Annotated in this window: 14 protein-coding genes and 1 pseudogene; 8 read left to right on the top strand and 7 right to left on the bottom strand. The window is 72.2% G+C overall.

From position 1 onward, the window contains the following. The 3 genes from P3T35_RS38160 to P3T35_RS38150 form a co-directional block, all read left to right on the top strand. The coding region (locus tag P3T35_RS38160; RefSeq protein ID WP_280709528.1) for a HAMP domain-containing protein at positions 1-2,646 on the top strand (2,646 nt) is incomplete at its 5' end. Between the two features lie 21 nt (positions 2,647-2,667). After that, positions 2,668-3,039, top strand: a complete 372-nt coding sequence (locus tag P3T35_RS38155; RefSeq protein ID WP_101378343.1) for an STAS domain-containing protein — start codon at positions 2,668-2,670, stop codon at positions 3,037-3,039. 16 nt (positions 3,040-3,055) lie between these two features. Next, positions 3,056-3,460 (top strand): ATP-binding protein, encoded by a 405-nt coding sequence (locus P3T35_RS38150; protein ID WP_280709526.1) that lies wholly within the window; start codon positions 3,056-3,058, stop codon positions 3,458-3,460. Between the two features lie 10 nt (positions 3,461-3,470). Here P3T35_RS38150 and P3T35_RS38145 read toward each other — a convergent pair whose 3' ends face one another. The 4 genes from P3T35_RS38145 to P3T35_RS38130 all read right to left on the bottom strand — a co-directional run bounded on the left by P3T35_RS38145 (position 3,471) and on the right by P3T35_RS38130 (position 8,523). Next, positions 3,471-5,756: a SpoIIE family protein phosphatase gene (locus P3T35_RS38145; RefSeq protein WP_101378341.1), complete on the bottom strand. Its 2,286-nt coding sequence runs from the start codon at positions 5,754-5,756 to the stop codon at positions 3,471-3,473. A 378-nt stretch (positions 5,757-6,134) separates the two neighbouring features. Beyond that, positions 6,135-6,458 carry a plasmid stabilization protein gene (locus P3T35_RS38140; RefSeq protein WP_101378340.1) on the bottom strand — a complete coding sequence of 108 codons (324 nt, stop codon included), beginning with the start codon at positions 6,456-6,458 and terminating at the stop codon, positions 6,135-6,137. Positions 6,459-6,656: 198 nt separating this feature from the next. Next, complete coding sequence (locus P3T35_RS38135) at positions 6,657-7,496, bottom strand: alpha/beta hydrolase (RefSeq protein WP_101378339.1); 840 nt, start codon at positions 7,494-7,496, stop codon at positions 6,657-6,659. 34 nt (positions 7,497-7,530) lie between these two features. Then, positions 7,531-8,523, bottom strand: coding sequence for an NAD-dependent epimerase/dehydratase family protein (locus P3T35_RS38130; protein ID WP_280709523.1), 993 nt, complete (start codon positions 8,521-8,523; stop codon positions 7,531-7,533). Between the two features lie 179 nt (positions 8,524-8,702). Between P3T35_RS38130 and P3T35_RS38125 the strand changes: the two genes are divergently transcribed. From P3T35_RS38125 to P3T35_RS38115, 3 genes are read left to right on the top strand one after another with little or no spacing between them, the layout of a single operon-like run. Further along, the gene (locus P3T35_RS38125) at positions 8,703-8,960 is read left to right on the top strand and encodes a hypothetical protein (protein WP_101378338.1); all 258 of its coding nucleotides are present in this window, start codon (positions 8,703-8,705) and stop codon (positions 8,958-8,960) included. Continuing rightward, the gene (locus tag P3T35_RS38120; protein ID WP_101378337.1) at positions 8,947-9,438 is read left to right on the top strand and encodes a Clp protease N-terminal domain-containing protein; all 492 of its coding nucleotides are present in this window, start codon (positions 8,947-8,949) and stop codon (positions 9,436-9,438) included. The genes P3T35_RS38125 and P3T35_RS38120 overlap by 14 nt, the downstream gene beginning before the upstream one ends. Next, positions 9,438-10,472, top strand: coding sequence for a serine hydrolase domain-containing protein (locus P3T35_RS38115; protein WP_101378336.1), 1,035 nt, complete (start codon positions 9,438-9,440; stop codon positions 10,470-10,472). The genes P3T35_RS38120 and P3T35_RS38115 overlap by 1 nt, the downstream gene beginning before the upstream one ends. Before the next feature lie 91 nt (positions 10,473-10,563). Here P3T35_RS38115 and P3T35_RS38110 read toward each other — a convergent pair whose 3' ends face one another. From P3T35_RS38110 to P3T35_RS38100, 3 genes and pseudogenes are all read right to left on the bottom strand, one after another. Next, on the bottom strand, positions 10,564-10,695 hold the full coding sequence (locus P3T35_RS38110) for a hypothetical protein (RefSeq protein WP_280709520.1): 132 nt from the start codon (positions 10,693-10,695) through the stop codon (positions 10,564-10,566). Between the two features lie 37 nt (positions 10,696-10,732). Further along, positions 10,733-11,074: pseudogene (locus tag P3T35_RS38105) on the bottom strand (MFS transporter); the annotation flags it as partial. A 44-nt stretch (positions 11,075-11,118) separates the two neighbouring features. Further along, positions 11,119-12,276 (bottom strand): glycosyltransferase, encoded by a 1,158-nt coding sequence (locus tag P3T35_RS38100; RefSeq protein ID WP_280709518.1) that lies wholly within the window; start codon positions 12,274-12,276, stop codon positions 11,119-11,121. A 508-nt stretch (positions 12,277-12,784) separates the two neighbouring features. On the opposite strand from P3T35_RS38100, the gene P3T35_RS38095 reads away from it, so the two are divergent. Further along, positions 12,785-13,576, top strand: coding sequence for an ABC transporter ATP-binding protein (locus P3T35_RS38095; RefSeq protein WP_101384728.1), 792 nt, complete (start codon positions 12,785-12,787; stop codon positions 13,574-13,576). After that, positions 13,576-16,086: an FtsX-like permease family protein gene (locus tag P3T35_RS38090; protein ID WP_101378335.1), complete on the top strand. Its 2,511-nt coding sequence runs from the start codon at positions 13,576-13,578 to the stop codon at positions 16,084-16,086. Before P3T35_RS38095 ends, P3T35_RS38090 begins: the two co-directional genes overlap by 1 nt. The last annotated feature ends 66 nt before the right edge of the window (positions 16,087-16,152 follow it).

Here is a 16,152-nt window from a genome sequence, read left to right as displayed (position 1 = left end):
GGTACGTGGAAGGATCTCACCGACAACGTCAATGTGATGGCGTCGAATCTGACCGGTCAGGTGCGGTCGATCGCCCAGGTGGCCACCGCGGTCGCCAAGGGCGACCTCTCCCAGAAGATCACCGTTGAGGCGAAGGGCGAGGTCGCCGCGCTCGCCGAGGTGATCAACACCATGGTCGACACCCTCTCCGCCTTCGCCGACGAGGTGACCCGGGTGGCCCGCGAGGTCGGCACCGAGGGCAATCTGGGTGGGCAGGCGACGGTGCGCGGCGTGTCGGGTACGTGGAAGGATCTCACCGACAACGTCAACTTCATGGCACACAACCTGACCAGCCAGGTACGCAATATCGCCCAGGTCACCACGGCGGTCGCACACGGCGACCTGACCCGCAAGATCGACGTAGACGCCCGCGGCGAGATCTTGGAGCTCAAGACCACCATCAACACCATGGTCGACACCCTGTCGGCGTTCGCCGACGAGGTCACTCGGGTGGCCCGCGAGGTCGGCACCGAGGGCCGGCTCGGCGGGCAGGCCGAGGTCGAGGGCGTCTGGGGCACCTGGAAGCGGCTCACCGAGAACGTCAACGGGCTGGCCGGCAACCTCACCAGGCAGGTCCGCGCGATCGCCGAGGTGACCGGTGCGGTGGCCGAGGGCGACCTGACCCGCTCGATCACGGTGGACGCCCCCGGCGAGGTCGGCGAGCTCAAGGACAACATCAACGCCATGGTCGAGTCGCTGCGCCGCACCACCCGGGCCAACCGCGAGCAGGACTGGCTCAAGACCAACCTGGCCCGGCTCTCCGACCTGGGCCACGGGCAGCGCGACCTCGCCCAGGTCGCCGACCTGCTGCTGGCTGAGCTGGCACCGCTGGTCGAAGCCCAGTACGGGATGTTCTACCTGGCCCGGGAGGGCGCGGACGGCACCGAGCTCGTGGCCGTCGCCGGCTATGGCACCGAAACGGGACGCGCGGCCCGCGGCTTCCGGCTCGGCGACTCGCTGGTCGGCCAAGTCGGCCGCGACCGGCGGACGCTGCTGGTCCGCTCGGTGCCCGCCGGGTACGCGGCCGTGCGCTCCGGCACCGGCGCCGCCGAGGTCACCGAGCTGATCCTGCTGCCGGTCCTGATGGAGGACCAGCTGCTGGCCGTGCTCGAACTCGCCTCCTTCCGGCCGTTCAGCGCCCTCCACCGGGACCTGCTCGACCGGTTCACCGCTGCCGTCGGCGTCAACATCAGCTCGCTGCTGGCCAACGCCCGCACCGACGAACTGCTCCAGGAGTCCCAGCGCCTGACCGACGAACTGCGGGCCCAGTCTCAGGAGTTGCGGGCGAGGCAACAGGAACTCCAGGCATCCAACGCTGAACTCGCCGACAACGCCGAACAGTTGGCACAGCGCAACCGCGACATCGAAGCCAAGAACCTGGAGATCGAGCAGGCCCGGCAGGAACTGGAGGAGCGGGCCCAGCAGCTGTCGCGCACCTCGATGTACAAGTCCGAATTCCTCGCCAACATGAGCCATGAGCTGCGCACCCCGCTCAACAGCCTGCTGATCCTGGCCCAACTCCTGGCCCAGAACGCCGAGGAGAACCTGACACCCAAACAGGTCGAGTACGCGGGCGTCATCCACTCCGCCGGCTCCGATCTGCTCCAGCTGATCAACGACATCCTGGACCTCTCCAAGGTCGAGGCGGGCAAGCTGGAGATCTCACCGGCGAGCTTCCCACTCCACCAGCTGCTGGAATACGTGGAGTTGACCTTCCGGCCGCAGACCGAGCAGAAGGGCCTGCGGTTCACCGTCCGCACCGCAGCCGACGTGCCGAGAACCCTGGTCACCGACGAGGCCCGGCTGCGCCAGGTGCTGCGCAATCTGCTCTCCAACGCGGTGAAATTCACCGAGACCGGCCAGGTCGAGCTGACCGTCCAGCGGGCCCCGGGTCAGGAGCTGCCGCCGGCCCTCGCCGGGGCGTCCGACATACTGGCCTTCCGAATCGAGGACACCGGCATCGGCATCGCCGAGGAGCACCTGGACGCCATCTTCGACGCCTTCCGACAAGCCGACTCGGCCACCGACCGCCGCTACGGCGGCACCGGCCTCGGGCTGTCGATCAGCCGGGAACTCGCCGGACTGCTCGGCGGCGCGATCAGCGTGGCCAGCCGCCCCGGACAGGGCAGTTGCTTCACCCTCTTCCTACCGGCGGGGAGCGCACCGGACGCTCGGCCGATGGCGGCCTCCCAACCGGCGGCCCGCCGCCCGGCCCGCGACGACGATTCGCTGGCCGACCGGGTCGTCCTGCTCGTCGACGACGACATCCGCAACGTCTTCGCACTCACCGGCGCGCTGGAGCAAGCCGGGCTTCGGGTGCTGCAGGCCGACAACGGCCGGTCCGGCATCGACCTGCTGCGCCAGCGCGACGACATCGACCTGGCGCTGATGGACCTGATGATGCCGGAACTCGACGGCTACGGCGCGATCGCCGCAATCCGCGAACTGCCTGACTACCAGCGGCTGCCGGTCATCGCCCTCACCGCCAAGGCGATGCCCGGTGACCGAGCCAAGAGCCTCGCGGCCGGTGCCGACGACCACATCACCAAACCGGTGGACACCGGGGAACTGCTCGACCGGATCCGCTACTGGCTGAGCCGCCACTGACGACCGCAGCAGGAGAAAACCATGCACCCACACGGCAAGAGCCGCCCCCAGCCCCTGCTGACGCTGACCAGGCAGGAGCACGACGGCACCCGGGTGCTGGCCCTGTCCGGGGACCTCGACCACGACAGCGCCGGGGTGCTGCGCCAGGCACTCGCCGACAGCCTGGCCGGCGGCCCACTCCGCGTCCTGGTCGACCTCGCCGAAGTGGGGTTCTGCGACTCCACCGGCGTGAACGTGCTGCTCCGGGCCCGGCAGCAGGCCCAGGCCGACGGCACCAGCCTGGAGCTGTGCGCACTCGGCGCCCAGGCCGCCCGGCTGTTCGACATGACCGGCGCGGCCACCGTCTTCACCATCCACCCCGCGCAGCGCGACGCCCTCGGACCCGGCGGCTGAGCCGGAGGTCATGCCCATGTCCGACACCCGCCGCCTGGCGCTCGCCCAGCCGATCACCGGCACGGTCGGCCGCTGCCGTGCGTTCGCCACGGCCGCGCTGACCGACTGGTCCTGGCTGCCGGCCGCCGACGAACCGGGCCGACTGGCCGCCCAGGACGTGCTGCTGGTGGTCTCCGAACTGGTGACCAATGCCTGCCTGCACGCCGGCGGCCCGGTCGAACTGGCGATGCGGCACCGGCCCGGCCAGATCCTGATCGAGGTCACGGATCGAAGCCCGGACCCGCCGATGCTCCGGCCGGCCGGTGAGCGGGCCCGGCCCGGTGGCCACGGCCTGCGCGTGGTCACGATCGTCAGCCTGGCCTGGGGGGCGCGGCCGGCGGACGGCGGTAAGACGGTCTGGGCGCGGGTCGGCGCCGGCTGAGAACGCGCCATCAGAGGATCCGGAGCACCACCAGGCTGGTGTCGTCCTCGGTGTCCCCGGTGCTGCGGGCCAGCAGCCGGTCGGCCTGCTCGGCGACATCCGCCGGGCCCAGGGCCTGCACGGCATCGCGCAGCGCGGCGAGGCTGCCACCCAGGTCGGTGTCGCGGCGCTCGATCAGACCGTCGGTGTAGAGGAACAGGGTGTCCTGCGCCCGCAGCGGGGTGACCTTCTCGTGATAGGTGCTCTCCGCGAGCGCGCCCAGCAGGATGTTGCGGGTCGGCTTCAGCACCATCGCCTTCCCGTCGCGCAGCAGCAGCGGCGGCAGGTGGCCGGCGCTCGCCCAGACCAGGCAGCGCGGGTCGGGGTCGTAGACCGCGCAGACGCCGGTCGCGGTCGGCTGGCCAACGGTGTTCAGGGCGACCTCGTTGAGCCAGCCCAGCAGGCGGGCCGGCGGCTGCCCGGTCAGGGCCAGCCCGCGCAGCGCATTGCTCAGCGCCACCATGCCGGTGGCGGCCTCGATCCCGTGCCCGGCCACGTCGCCGACCGCCACCATCACCCGGCCGCCGGGCAGCGGCAGCACGTCGTACCAGTCGCCACCCACCCGGTACTCCTGGCCGGCCGGGCGGTACCGGGCGGCCACCTGCAGACCCGGCAGCTTGCGCGGATCCGGCACCTCGGGGACGATCGCCTGCTGCAGCTGCAGGGCCAGCCGGTGGCGCACCGCCGACTGCTCGCGCACGGTGGCGAGTTGGTCGAAGGTTGCCTCCAGGGCCACCTCGGTGCGGTACTGCGCCGAGATGTCCTGGAAGATCCCGGCGATGCCGGTCAGCGCACCCTGGGTGAGCACGGGCTCGCCGATGATCCGCAGCCGGCGCAGTCCGCCCTCCGGCCGCCGGACCCGCACCACCAGCTTCACACTCTCCTGATGATCGATCAGTCTTCCTACCGAACTGACGAGTTCATCGGAGTCCCGCGCCTCGAGCAAAGGTCCCAGCTCGGCCAGTGGACGTGGCCGCGCATCCGGTGCGAGCCCCAGGAGTTCGAAGACGTGCTCGGTCCACCGGCTGGTGCCGGCGGTCACGTCGTCCTCGAACGCGCCCAGGCCGGCCAGCCCGCCGGCCACCCGCAGCGCCGAGGAACTGCGGTCCATGCCGCCCAGGTGCCACAGCACCACGGCCCGCTCCGAATCCACCGGCAGCACCCGGACGTTGGCCAGGGTGCCGGGCTCCCCGGGGCGGCGCTCGTTTGGCAACTGCGCCTCGGGTTGCGGGACTTGGGACTCATGGGCGCGCGCGATGAGCTTGCTGAGCGCCGACGCCGCGTACGGCAGCACCTGGCCCAGCGGGCGGGGGACCGGCCCGAGTAGCCCGGTGGCGGCGTGCCGGGCGGCCTGGTTGGCGTGCTCCACCAGCGGCTCACCGGCACCCGAAGGGCCGCGCACCAAGAGTGCCGGGTGGGCCAGCAGGTCCAGCAACGAGGTCAACTCCGGGCGTGGCAGCGGTCCGGAGAGGAGGTAGGAGGGCCTGCGCCGCGCCGCGGCCAGCACTCGGCCGGCCACCTGGCTCAGCATGAGCACGTCCTGGCGCAGTTCCTCGGGCAACTCGGTCGGGCGCGGCCAGCAGACCAGCAGCACGCCCAGCGGGCCCTTGTCCCCGCGTAGCGGCAGCACCGCCCGCGCGGCGCCGGACGACGGTCCGGGCAAGCGGTCTGGCGCCGTCGGCCCGTCCGGAAGCCAGAGCGGCATCCCCTCGGCGTGCGCGCGCCGCAGCGGCGTCGGCCACAGCGGCGGAACCCACTGCCAGTGCGTGCGCTCCAGCCCGCTGTGCCCGGCGCCCCCGACCAGTTCCAGGCAGTCACCGGCGCCCTGCCGCCAGATCAGCACCCCGCAGGCCCGCAACGGTGCCAGGGCCTCGCTCAGCAGGGTCTCGGCCACCTCGTCCAGACTCTCCTGGGCCTCGGCCAGCTCGCCCGCCCGTCGGACCTGACGCGACGGACCGGCCGACTCCGCAGCGGTGCTGCCGGCGGGCGGCGGGCCGATCGCCTGGTTGAGCAGATCGGCCGCCAGGTCCTCGGGCCGCTGCCCGGTGTCGTCGGCGAGCGCCAGCAAGCGCTCGGCGGCGTCGGCCGGTTCCAGGGCGTAGCGCTCCACCAGCACACCGGCAGCCAGGTCCAGCAGGTGCCGCCGGGCCAGCTCCTCGCGCAACCACGCCACCTCGTCGGCCAGTTGGGCAACACTTTGCGCCGCGTCGGCGGCTGGTGGCCGTGCGCGCTGGGTGGCGGACGATTCGCCGTCCATGACGCTCCCGATGCCGGGCCCGACCGGTGCCACCGGACCCGGCGGGTCCGGCTCGGTGCACCGCCCGAAGTGGTCACATCCAGCCTGGTCGCTGCCGTCCCTGGTCGCAACGGTGACAGCCGAGCGGCAGCACCGGCTCCGGTCTGGTCACGGGCGGATTCGGCGGCACCGGCACTGGGGGCGGCTGTGGTGGAGGTACAGGGCTGGGCGGTTCGGGCACGGGCACCGGCGGGGGCGGCGGCACCGGGTCCGGCCCGATCGGCTTCGGGAGCGGGGCCGGCGGGTCCGGCGCGGGCACCGGTCCAGGCTCGGGGACCGGGATCGGCGGCACTGTGTCGGTCGGCACCGCGACGGCGGCGACGGCGGTCCTGATCACGGCTACCGCCCCAGGGCGTCGGCGAGTTCTGTCTTGTTCATCGTCGACCGGCCCTTGACACCGCGGTGCTTGGCCTCGTTGTAGAGCTGGTCGTAGGTGGGGCCCTGCGCGCCGCTGTGCGACCGCCGGCCGCCCCGCCGACCGGAAGAGATGTCCTGGACCGAGGTCCGGCTCGCGGATTTCGACTCGCCGTGCCGCGCCCGTTCCTTGTTGACCGTGCGGGCGGCGATCTCGTTGGCGCGCTTTTCGCTTTGGCCGCGCTCCAGGGCGCTCTCCTTGATGTGCTCGTACTGCCGTTCCCGCTTGGCATTCGATCCGCGCGGCATGACATGCCTCCTCTTGCGCGGGGGTCTGGCTCGTCCTGCCGCGCTCCTACCCGGCCCGCGCGGTGCCAACCGCCCGTACCGTCGAAGATCCGCGCCGCCACGCGCCGCCAACGGGTTGCCACGCATTGCCACGCGCCGCCCGGCCTCAGGCATCCTCGGCCGCTGCCGGGCCGCTGCCGGGCTGCCGCCGGGCCGTCGTCAGGCCAGGAACCTCGCCACCGTGGACGTGAAGGCCTCGGCGTCGTCCAGCCACGGATAGTGCCCCGCACCCGGCTGGACGACCGCGTCGCCCTTGGCACACAGCTCGGCCACCCTGGTCACCACGCCGGGCGGGGTGACCACGTCGAGCTCCCCGGCCAGCACCAGCACGGGCGCCGGCAGCGCTGCGAGGCCCGCCCGGGTGGCGTCCGGGTCCAGGTCGCCCTGAGCGCCGAAGATCTGCGCCGCCGGCTCGTTCCACTGTGACTCCTGCGCGGCCCGGTGCGCCTGTGCCTCGGCGTCCCAGCGGCCGTAGGTGAGCGGCGCGAGGGCCAGCAAGTCGTGGTTGCCGGCAGTCCCGGCCTCGACCGCCTCGACGGCCGCCAACGCCGCCTCGAACCACGGCTCGTCCTGGCGCAGCGGCAGCAGCTCGCGCCGATCCGCCGTGCTGACGACCACCCCGGCGGCGTCGGTGCCCGGCGTGACCAGCAGCAGCCGCCGGATCCGCTGCGGATACCGCTCCGCGTACCGCATCGCGAGGTTGGCGGCGGCGGAGTGGGCGAGCAGGTCGACAGTCTCCAGTCCCAGGTGCACGCGCAGCGCCTCCACGTCCTCGACCAGCCGGTCGCACCGGTAGGAGGCCGGATCGTCGGGCGTCGCCGAGCGGCCGGTGCCCCGCAGGTCCAGCAGGATCAGGCGGCGGTACGCCGAGAGGCCCCCGAGGTCGCCCAGGTAGGCGGCATCCCGGAACGGCCCACCGGCCAGGCAGACCAGCGGCGCGCCCTCCCCGACGGTGCGGTAGGCGAGTTCGAGACCGTCGGGCGCGCTGAAGAACGGCATGGTTCCCCTTCTCATGAGGAGTGCTGACGGACCGTCAACCCTGTGATGCCAAGGCGGCGGCCTCGGCCTCCGCGCTGATCCCGAGCACCGGGCGGTCCGGGCGCTGCGGCGCGACACCGTCCAGGCCCTGCAGCCACTTCCAGGTGTCGGCCACGGTCTCGGTGACCGGCCGGCACCGCAGTCCGGCCTCGAATGCCTTCGCCGTCTCCAGGCCGTTCAGGAAGTCGTGCAGCTCGCCGGGCGGCGTCCAGAGCGGCAGTTCGGTCCACGGCTTGATGCCGGCGGCCAGGATCCGCTCGGGGTCCGTCCAACGCAGCTGCGCGTGCGAACCGGTGGCCGCCACACAGGCGTCGAGCAACTCGCCCATGGTGGTGTGCTCGGGCCGGCCCACCGTGTTGCACGGACCGGACAGGCCGCGCTCGGCCGCGTCCAGCGCCCAGCTCGCGAGGTCGCGCGCGTCGATGTACTGCAACGACAGCTCGCGCGGACCGGGTGCCAACACCGGCCCGCCACGGGCGATCCGGCCGAGCCACCAGGTCAGTCGGCCGATGTCCTCGCCCGGCCCGAGGATCAGCCCGGCGCGCAGCAGCAGCGAACGCGCCTCGCCGAACGCGCCGATGGCGGCGAGCTCCCCGCCGCGCTTGGCATACGGGTAGGCGACGTCGCCGTCGTCCGGTGACCCCGGCTCCAAAGCGCCGTCCTCGGCGGCGGCGTGGTCGATCGGCTCGGCGTAGACCGAGGCACTGGAGACGTAGACGTACCGCTCCGCGCGGTCCGCCAGCAGCCGGGCCGAGTCGCGCACCACCGAGGGCGCGGCCGACCAGGTGTCCACCACCACGTCCCACTCGCCGTCGCCGAGTGCGGCCAGCCCGTCCGGAGCGGTCCGGTCGCCGTGGAGCACCGTCGCCCCGGCCGGCGGGCGGCGGTTGCCGCGGTGCAGCAGCGTCACGGACCAGCCGCGTGCCAGAGCATCGCTGACCACGGCACGGCCGACGAAACCGGAGCCGCCAAGCATCAGAAGTCGCATGTCAGCCACTGTCCAGCGGCATCGCGATCCGGTCCAGCCCGGTCCGCCGAGAGCGGAATCGCCGAGGCCGATATCGCCGACAGAGGAATCGGCCTGCTGCTCGTGGCGTCCCCGAAAGGCTCGCGACGCGCTAAGCAACTCAGGTTGACTATCGCCGTTAGTCAACTAGAGTTGCTTATATGCCCGGCCCTGAGAACCCAGCCGAGAATCCGGCCCTCCAAGAACCCGCGGACGCCCTGGCGGCCGTCGCCGCGCTGCGGCGTCTCGCCGACCAACTGGAGGACGCCGCCGTCGAGCAGGCCATGCGGGCGGGTTGGAGCTGGCCGCAGGTCGCCGAGGCGCTCGGGGTGACGCGCCAGGCCGTCCACAAGAAGCACGCCAAGCGGCTGATCGCCGCCGGGGTCACATTGAGGAGGCGCGGCGATGACCGCGATTGACCACTACCTGCACGCGATCATCATGCGGGCGGTGCAGGAGGCTCGCGACGACGCCTCAGCCACGGTCGAGGCCCACCACCTGCTACTGGCGATCGCCGCCGATCAGGAGGCGACCACTCAGCAGGTCCTGACCTCCGCAGGGCTCGACCACCGAGCGGTTCGGGAGGCCTTGGACCGCGAGTTCGCGCACAGCCTGCGGACCGTCGGGGTCTCGGCAACGGCCCACCGGCTGCCGCGTCCAAGCCCCGCCCGCGAGCAGCCGAAGCTGGGCGCCACCGCCAAACTCGCGATGGAACGCGGCTTCAGCCTCGCGGGCCGCAAGCGGGACCTGCGGCCCGCGCACCTGCTGCTCGGCATCCTGCAGGCGCCGCTCGGCACCGTGCCACGAGCACTGGCGATGGCCGGAGTTGACCAGGCCGCAGTGGTGGAGCAGCTGCGGCAGCTGCTCCAGATCACTGGCGAACGAGGAGCAGCCTGATGAAGAACGACACAACTACCGCAATTCAAAGTTTACTTGACCGATCGGTCGCGCAAGCAGGCCTGCCCGGCATCCTGCTGGAGATCCGCGACGGCGACCGGGAGTGGTTCGGGACGGCAGGCGTGGCCGACGCCACGACCGGCCGCCGGCGAACACCGCAGGACCGGTTCCGGATCGGCAGCATCACCAAGACCTTCGTGGCCACCGTGCTGCTGCAACTGGCGGCCGAAGGCCGACTCGATCCGGACGACCCGGTGGATCGGTGGCTTCCTGATGCGGTCCCCGAGGTGACCGTGCGGATGCTGCTCAACCACACCAGCGGGATCTACAGTTACACCGACGACCCGTCGGCTCTGAACGGCCAGGAGAGCCACCCGCCCGACTCCCTCGTGCGGATCGCCAACTCGCATCCGGCAGCCTTCGCGCCGGGCTCCGGCTGGGCGTACTCCAACACCAACTACATACTTGCCGGCCAGATCGTGGAGCGAACAGCGGGCCGGGCGCTCGCGGACGAGATCGCCGAGCGGATCACCCGCCCACTCGGCCTGACCGGCACCTATCTGCCGCGCGGCAGCGACCCGGCGATCCATGGACCGCACTCCCGGCACTACGCCAAGCTGTTCCGGACCGACCCCGCCGCACCCGTACACGACGCCACGGAGCTCGACCCGTCGATGTTCTGGGCAGCCGGCGGCATGATCTCCACCGCCGCCGACCTCAACCGGTTCTTCGGCGCCCTGCTGGGAGCCCGCCTGCTGCCACCCGACCTGCAACAGGCCATGGTTGACACCCGGGCGACTCGCGGATGGCTTCCGCACGCCGCCTACGGCCTCGGCCTTTCCTCCCTGGCGCTGCCCAGCGGCACAACGGTCTGGGGCATGGGCGGCGCGCTCTTCGGCTCGTGGACCTACAGCTACGGCACGCGTGACGGCGCACAGTTGCTCACCGTCAACTCCAATGGCGACTGGACGGACGGCGGTTGGGATGACCCGATCGGCATCTTCACCGAACTGCTGGACGCCTGGGTCAGCTGACTGGGCGTCAGCCCGTCAGCGGTGATGGTCTGGCTCACCTCCAGTGTGCAAGTGGCGTGCGTCAGCGGGTTGGGCCGGCCGGGCGTAGTGCTCAGGACGCGGCGGTCTCCAGGGCCGGCGCCTGGTCCGCGACGCCCGCGCCCGCGCTCTGCGAGGTTCGGCGCCGGGCCGGGATCAGCAGGGTCGCCGCACCGGCGAGTGCCACCATTGCGGAGCCGAGCACGAGAGCGGGGTGCAGGCCGTCGACGAACCTCTCTCCACGACTCGGTGAGGCGGAGGCGGGCGAGCGGCATGACGGCGAGGCTCAGAGGGACATTCAGCCAGAAGATCCAGTGCCACGACGCGTGTTCGGTGAGACTGCCGCCGATGAGCGGACCCGAGGCGACCCCGAGTCCGTTGATGGCGCCCCAGATACCGAAGGCCATCCCGCGCTTCTCGGTCGGCATCGCGGCGGTGAGCAGGGTCAGGGTGAGCGGCATCATGATGGCCGCGCCGACGCCCTGGACGGCGCGTGCCGCGATCAGGGAGTCGATCCCAGGCGCGAGCGCCGCGGCGGCGGACGCGCCGGTGAAGACGGTCATACCGGCGAGGAAGAGCCGCCTGCTGCCCGGCCCGGTCGAGCCGTTCTGCTGAAGTGCGGGCGGTGTCAGGACTCTTCGAGTGCGTCGAGGGTCTCGGCGGCGGTCGGCTGGGCGCGCATCTCGGCCGCGATCCGCTGGGCCGCCGTCCGGTAGGACGGGTCGGCGAGCACGGCCTCGATGGCTGACCGCAGTCGGGGCACATCGGCGGGGCCGGGCAGGCCCATCGTGTCCGCCGCGCCGCCGGTCGGTGCCACCACGACGCCCGCACCGGCCTGTTCGACCAGGCGCGCGTTGGTGGGCTGGTCGGCGAAGAGCGGCATGACCACCAGCGGGAGCCCGGCCGCGAGGGCGCCGAAGGTGGTGCCAGCGCCGCCGTGGCAGACCACCGCGGAGGCGGCGGCGAAGACCTCCGGAGCCGAAACCCACTCCTGGACACGGACGTTGTCCGGGAGCGGCCCGAGTTCGGACAGATCGGTGGCCCGGCCGCCCGAGAGCAGTACCCGCACCGGCAGCCCGGCCACCGCCTGGAGCGCTACCCGGCAGGCGGCGGGGCCGGACGGCAGGCCGCCCGAGACGGTACCGAAGGTGACATAGACCAATGGGCCGTCAGATTCCGCCGACCAGTGGGGAGTCGATGCAATGCCGACGGGCGCGACGGCGTCACGGAAGCGAATGGTGGTGCGGTACGGGGAGGGATCGAGTGAGGCCGGAAAGCGTGTCAGGTACGGCGTCGCGAACAGCCGGTCCACCAGCCTGCCGCCGTACGGTTCAAGTGCCGGCGCGGCCAGGTCCAGTGAGTACGCCTCGATCTCGGCGGGAGAGGTGCCGACTTGGGCATGCCGGATGCCGAGCCGCTCGGCGACCACTGCCGAGGCGTACTCGCACGGGTCGTGCAGGATCAGGTCGGGCTGCCACTCCCGGCAGGCCTCCTCCAGCGTCGGCAGCAGCGCCGCGGTGCACAGCCTCCCGAAGTACTCCCGGTTGATCAGCACCGCCGCCTCGGCCCGCGACGCCTCCGGCAGCCGCTCGCGAATCGCGGCGTGCGCGACGGGGTCGGGCTCGGTGCCCAGCCGGAAGGGGAGTCCGCGGTCGATCAGGGTCTGCTCCAACCCCGGTGGTACGACGACGAGTACCTCGTCCCCCCGGGCGATACAGGCGTCGATGAAGGGCAGGAGCGGAGTGAAGTGGCCCAGGCCGGCGGGCGAAGTGAAGAGTACGCGCATTCGTCCGAGACTACGGCTCGGCGAGACCGAGTTGCCGGGTTTATTCGATCACCGACCATACGCGGCATAGCCGTTGCGTGAACCGTACCTGATGATTTCCTGGGAGAATCCTGAGTCCTCGGCATTGACCTGCCCTCATCAGGTCTGGTTTGCTCGTGCTGCCGGCGGCGGGCTCAACAGGCACTTGTCGGGCCCTGACCCCCACCAGGGCCGAGTCCTGCCGCCGGCCACTCCCGTCTCCTGTCTCCCGTCTCCTGTCTCCCGGCCCCCGTCTCCCGGCCTCCGGCTCCCACCTCCCGGCCTCCGGCTCCCACCTCCCGGCCTCCGGCTCCCACCTCCCGGCTCCGATCGTCCCCGAAGAGCACCTTCGCCCACGTGGAGGTAGAGAAAACTCCACTTCAGAGACACCGTTTAGTGCCAGTGTGGCGGCCCGGCTCGCTCCCTAGCGTGGTTACCAGATCACACAACGGGTGTGACGTCCGGTGAGGGAGAGTGCGCGGTGCAGACCATGGAGAGCCTTCGGGTGCCGGCGGCGTTGCGGCTGGAGGCGGTGCAGAAGACCTACGGCAAGGGTGACCACGCGGTCGCCGTTCTCAAACAGCTGACCATGAGCTTCGCGGCCGGCAGCTTCACCGCGCTGATGGGCCCGTCCGGTTCCGGCAAGAGCACCTTCCTGCACTGCGCCGCCGGGCTGGTCCAGCCCACCTCGGGGGCCGTGCTGATGGGGGAGACCGATCTCGCGGCGCTGGACGAGGTGCGGCTGACCAGGCTGCGGCGCGATCGGATCGGGTTCGTCTTCCAGGCCTTCAACCTGCTTCCCGCGCTGACCGTGCGACAGAACATCGTGCTGCCCCTGCAGTTGGCAGGTCGCAGGCCGCAGCGGCAGCTGGTGCAGGAGGTCGTCGAGCGGGTCGGCCTCGGCGACCGGCTGGACCACCTGCCCGGCCGGCTCTCCGGCGGCCAGCAGCAGCGAGTGGCGATCGCCAGGGCGCTGGTCACCCGTCCCGATGTGGTCTTCGCGGATGAGCCGACCGGCGCCCTGGACACCAGGACGGCGGCGGCGGTGCTCGCGCTGCTACGCGAGTCGGTCGACCGCACCGGCCAGACCATGGTGATGGTGACTCATGACCCGGTGGCCGCCTCCTACGCCGATCGCGTGCTCTTCCTGGCCGACGGGCGGTTCGTCGGCGAGTTGCAGCGGCCGACGGCCGAGACGGTGGCCGCGCGGATGACCAGGCTGGGCGCTTGGGCGGCCGGCGAGACCGAGGCTGAGCGCGCGTCGGGCGGGGGTGAGTACTGATGTGGCTGCTGGCGCTGCGCACCTTGAGATACCGGAAGACGAGCTTCATCGGCGCGTTCCTCGCGATCCTCCTGGGCGCCGCGATGGTGATGGCCTGCGGCGGCCTGCTGGAGACCGGGATCCGGATGGCGGCGCCACCGGGGCGGTTCGCCGGGGTGCCGATCGTGGTGACGGGTCAACAGCGCGACGGCTCCCAGGTGTTGACGGAGCGTGCGCGGATCGACGCCGATCTGGTCGAGCAGCTCCGGTCGGTGCCCGGCGTAGCGCGGGCGATCCCGGATCTCTCGTTCGCAGCCACCGTGGTGAGCGTCGGCCGACCGACCGCCTCGAACACGGTGGGGCGCGGGTGGAGCAGTTCGGAGCTCACCCCTGCCGCGTTGACCGAGGGCGCGCCGCCGGCGGGTGACACCGACGTCGTGCTGGACGGGCCACTTGCGGCCGCCGCCGGCGCTTCGATCGGCTCCACGGTCGACCTGGCCGTGGCCGGCACCACGCACCGCTACCGGGTGACCGGGGTGACGCGTCGCGCGGGCGATCGGCCGACTGCCTTCTTCACCGACCAGACGGCACGCCGACTCGCGCCGAGCACCGGCGAGTTGGACTCCATCGGCGTCATACCGGCCACCGGTACCGACCCCGGCGTGCTCGCCGGGAGGGTCACGACGGCGCTGGGCGGACGGGCGGTGGTGCTGACCGGCGAGCGGCGTGGCCTGGCCGACCTGCCCGGCGCCTTGGCCGGGCAGCAGACGGTGGCCATCCTCGCGGCCGTGTTCGGCAGTTGGGCGCTGCTGATCGTGCTCTTCGGCGTCGCCTCCACCCTCTCCCTGGCGCTGCGGCAGCGCGACCGCGAGCTGGCACTGCTGCGGGCGATCGGCGCTACCCCCGGGCGGCTGCGGCTGATGGTGCTGGGGGAGAGCGCGGTGTTGTCCGTTCTCGCCACCGCGCCGGCGATCCTGCTCGGGCGGCTGCTCGGCCGCGCGCTGCTACGGCAGTTGGCCGACCACGGCGTGATACCCACCGCGGTCGCCTTCCATGAGGGCCCGGCCCCGGTGGCCGTGGGTGCCGTCGCCGCCATCGCGGCCGCGCTCGGCGCCACCCTGGTCGCCGGCCGGCGCTCGGCCAACCTGAAGCCGGTCACCGCGCTGGTCGAAGCCGACACGCCGGCCCGCTGGTTCAGCGTGCGCCGCCTGCTGTTCGCACTGCTCTTCCTGGCCGGCGGGCTGAGCCTCGCCGTGGTCACCGCCACCACGATGGCCGACGGGCCGACGCTGGCGAGTACCGCCGGACCGGCCTCGGTGCTGGTCGCGATCGGCCTCGCGCTCCTCGCCCCGGGCATCACCAGGGCGGTGCTGACCGCGATCCGGCGCCCGGTCCGCCTGCTGACCGGCCTGTCCGGCCGGCTGGCGCTGCGCAACTCGGCGGTCGGATACGTGCGCACCGCCGCCGCCGTGGCACCCGTCGTGCTACTGGTCGGCATCGCCACCGGCACGCTGTACATGCAGACCACCGAGGACCATGTCACCGCCCAGGCCGCCACCCGGGACATCCGGGCGGACCGGGTTCTCCATGCCACCGCCGGAGGCTTCGGGCCGGCCGTCGTCGACCGGGTCCGCGCGCTCCCCGGAGTGGCCGGGGCCACCGAACTGGTCGACTCCGCCGGCACGGTGACGCAGGCGGGCACAGCGGTCGCGTTGCGCGGCGTCTCGGCCGACGGCCTACGGCAGACGATCGACCTCGACCCGGTCGCCGGTTCACTCGACGAGTTGCGCGGCAACGACGCGGTGGCGCTCTCCGACCGGCAGGCCGCGGCCTATCGCGTCCACCTCGGCGACTCGCTACCCCTGCGGTTCGGCGACGGTGACAGGGCCGCCCCGCACATCGTCGCGCTCTTCGCCGACCGGGCCACGCCGAACCGGGAGTTCCTGCTGCTGCCCGCCGGAATGCTCGCCGCGCACACCACCGCCGGACTGCCCAGCCGGATCCTGATCACCGCCACCCCGGGCGCGGACAGCCGACAACTGGACGCGCGACTGGGCGAGCTGGCGGCCAGCCTCCCCGGTGCCACGGTGGCGGGCCGACAGGCGATCACGGCGGGCAGCACCCAGATCGAGCAGATCCTGGCCTCCTCCAACTACACCATCGTCGCGATGATCGTCGGATACGCGGCGATCACCGTGGTCAACAGCCTGCTCGCGGTGACCCGCAAGCGGCGTGCGGAGTTCGGCCTGCAGCGACTGACCGGGGCGACTCGCGCGCAGGTGCTGGCGATGCTGGGTGTCGAGGGCGCCCTGATCGCGGTCATCGCCACGGTGCTCGGCACAGCGGCCGCAGCCGCCACCGTGGTGCCGTACAGCCTGGTCAGGAGTGGCTCGCCGATACCGTCGGGCCCCCTGGGCCTCTATCCGGCGATCGTCCTCGGGGCCCTCGCCCTGATCCTCGCCGCGACGCTGCTCCCGTCCTGGCGGGGGATGCGCGGTGCCGCGATCGATGCGACCGGCGATCGAATATGACGGTTCATCAGCCTGGGTCCGCCGGTCAGCGGCCGGGCGGAGTTGGTAGCGTGGTGATCATGGATC

It is taken from the genome of Kitasatospora sp. GP30 (genome assembly GCF_029892145.1).
GTDB lineage: Bacteria > Actinomycetota > Actinomycetes > Streptomycetales > Streptomycetaceae > Kitasatospora > Kitasatospora acidiphila.
Note: the sequence above shows the minus strand (reverse complement) of the source record. Positions and strands in the feature narration are given on the sequence as shown.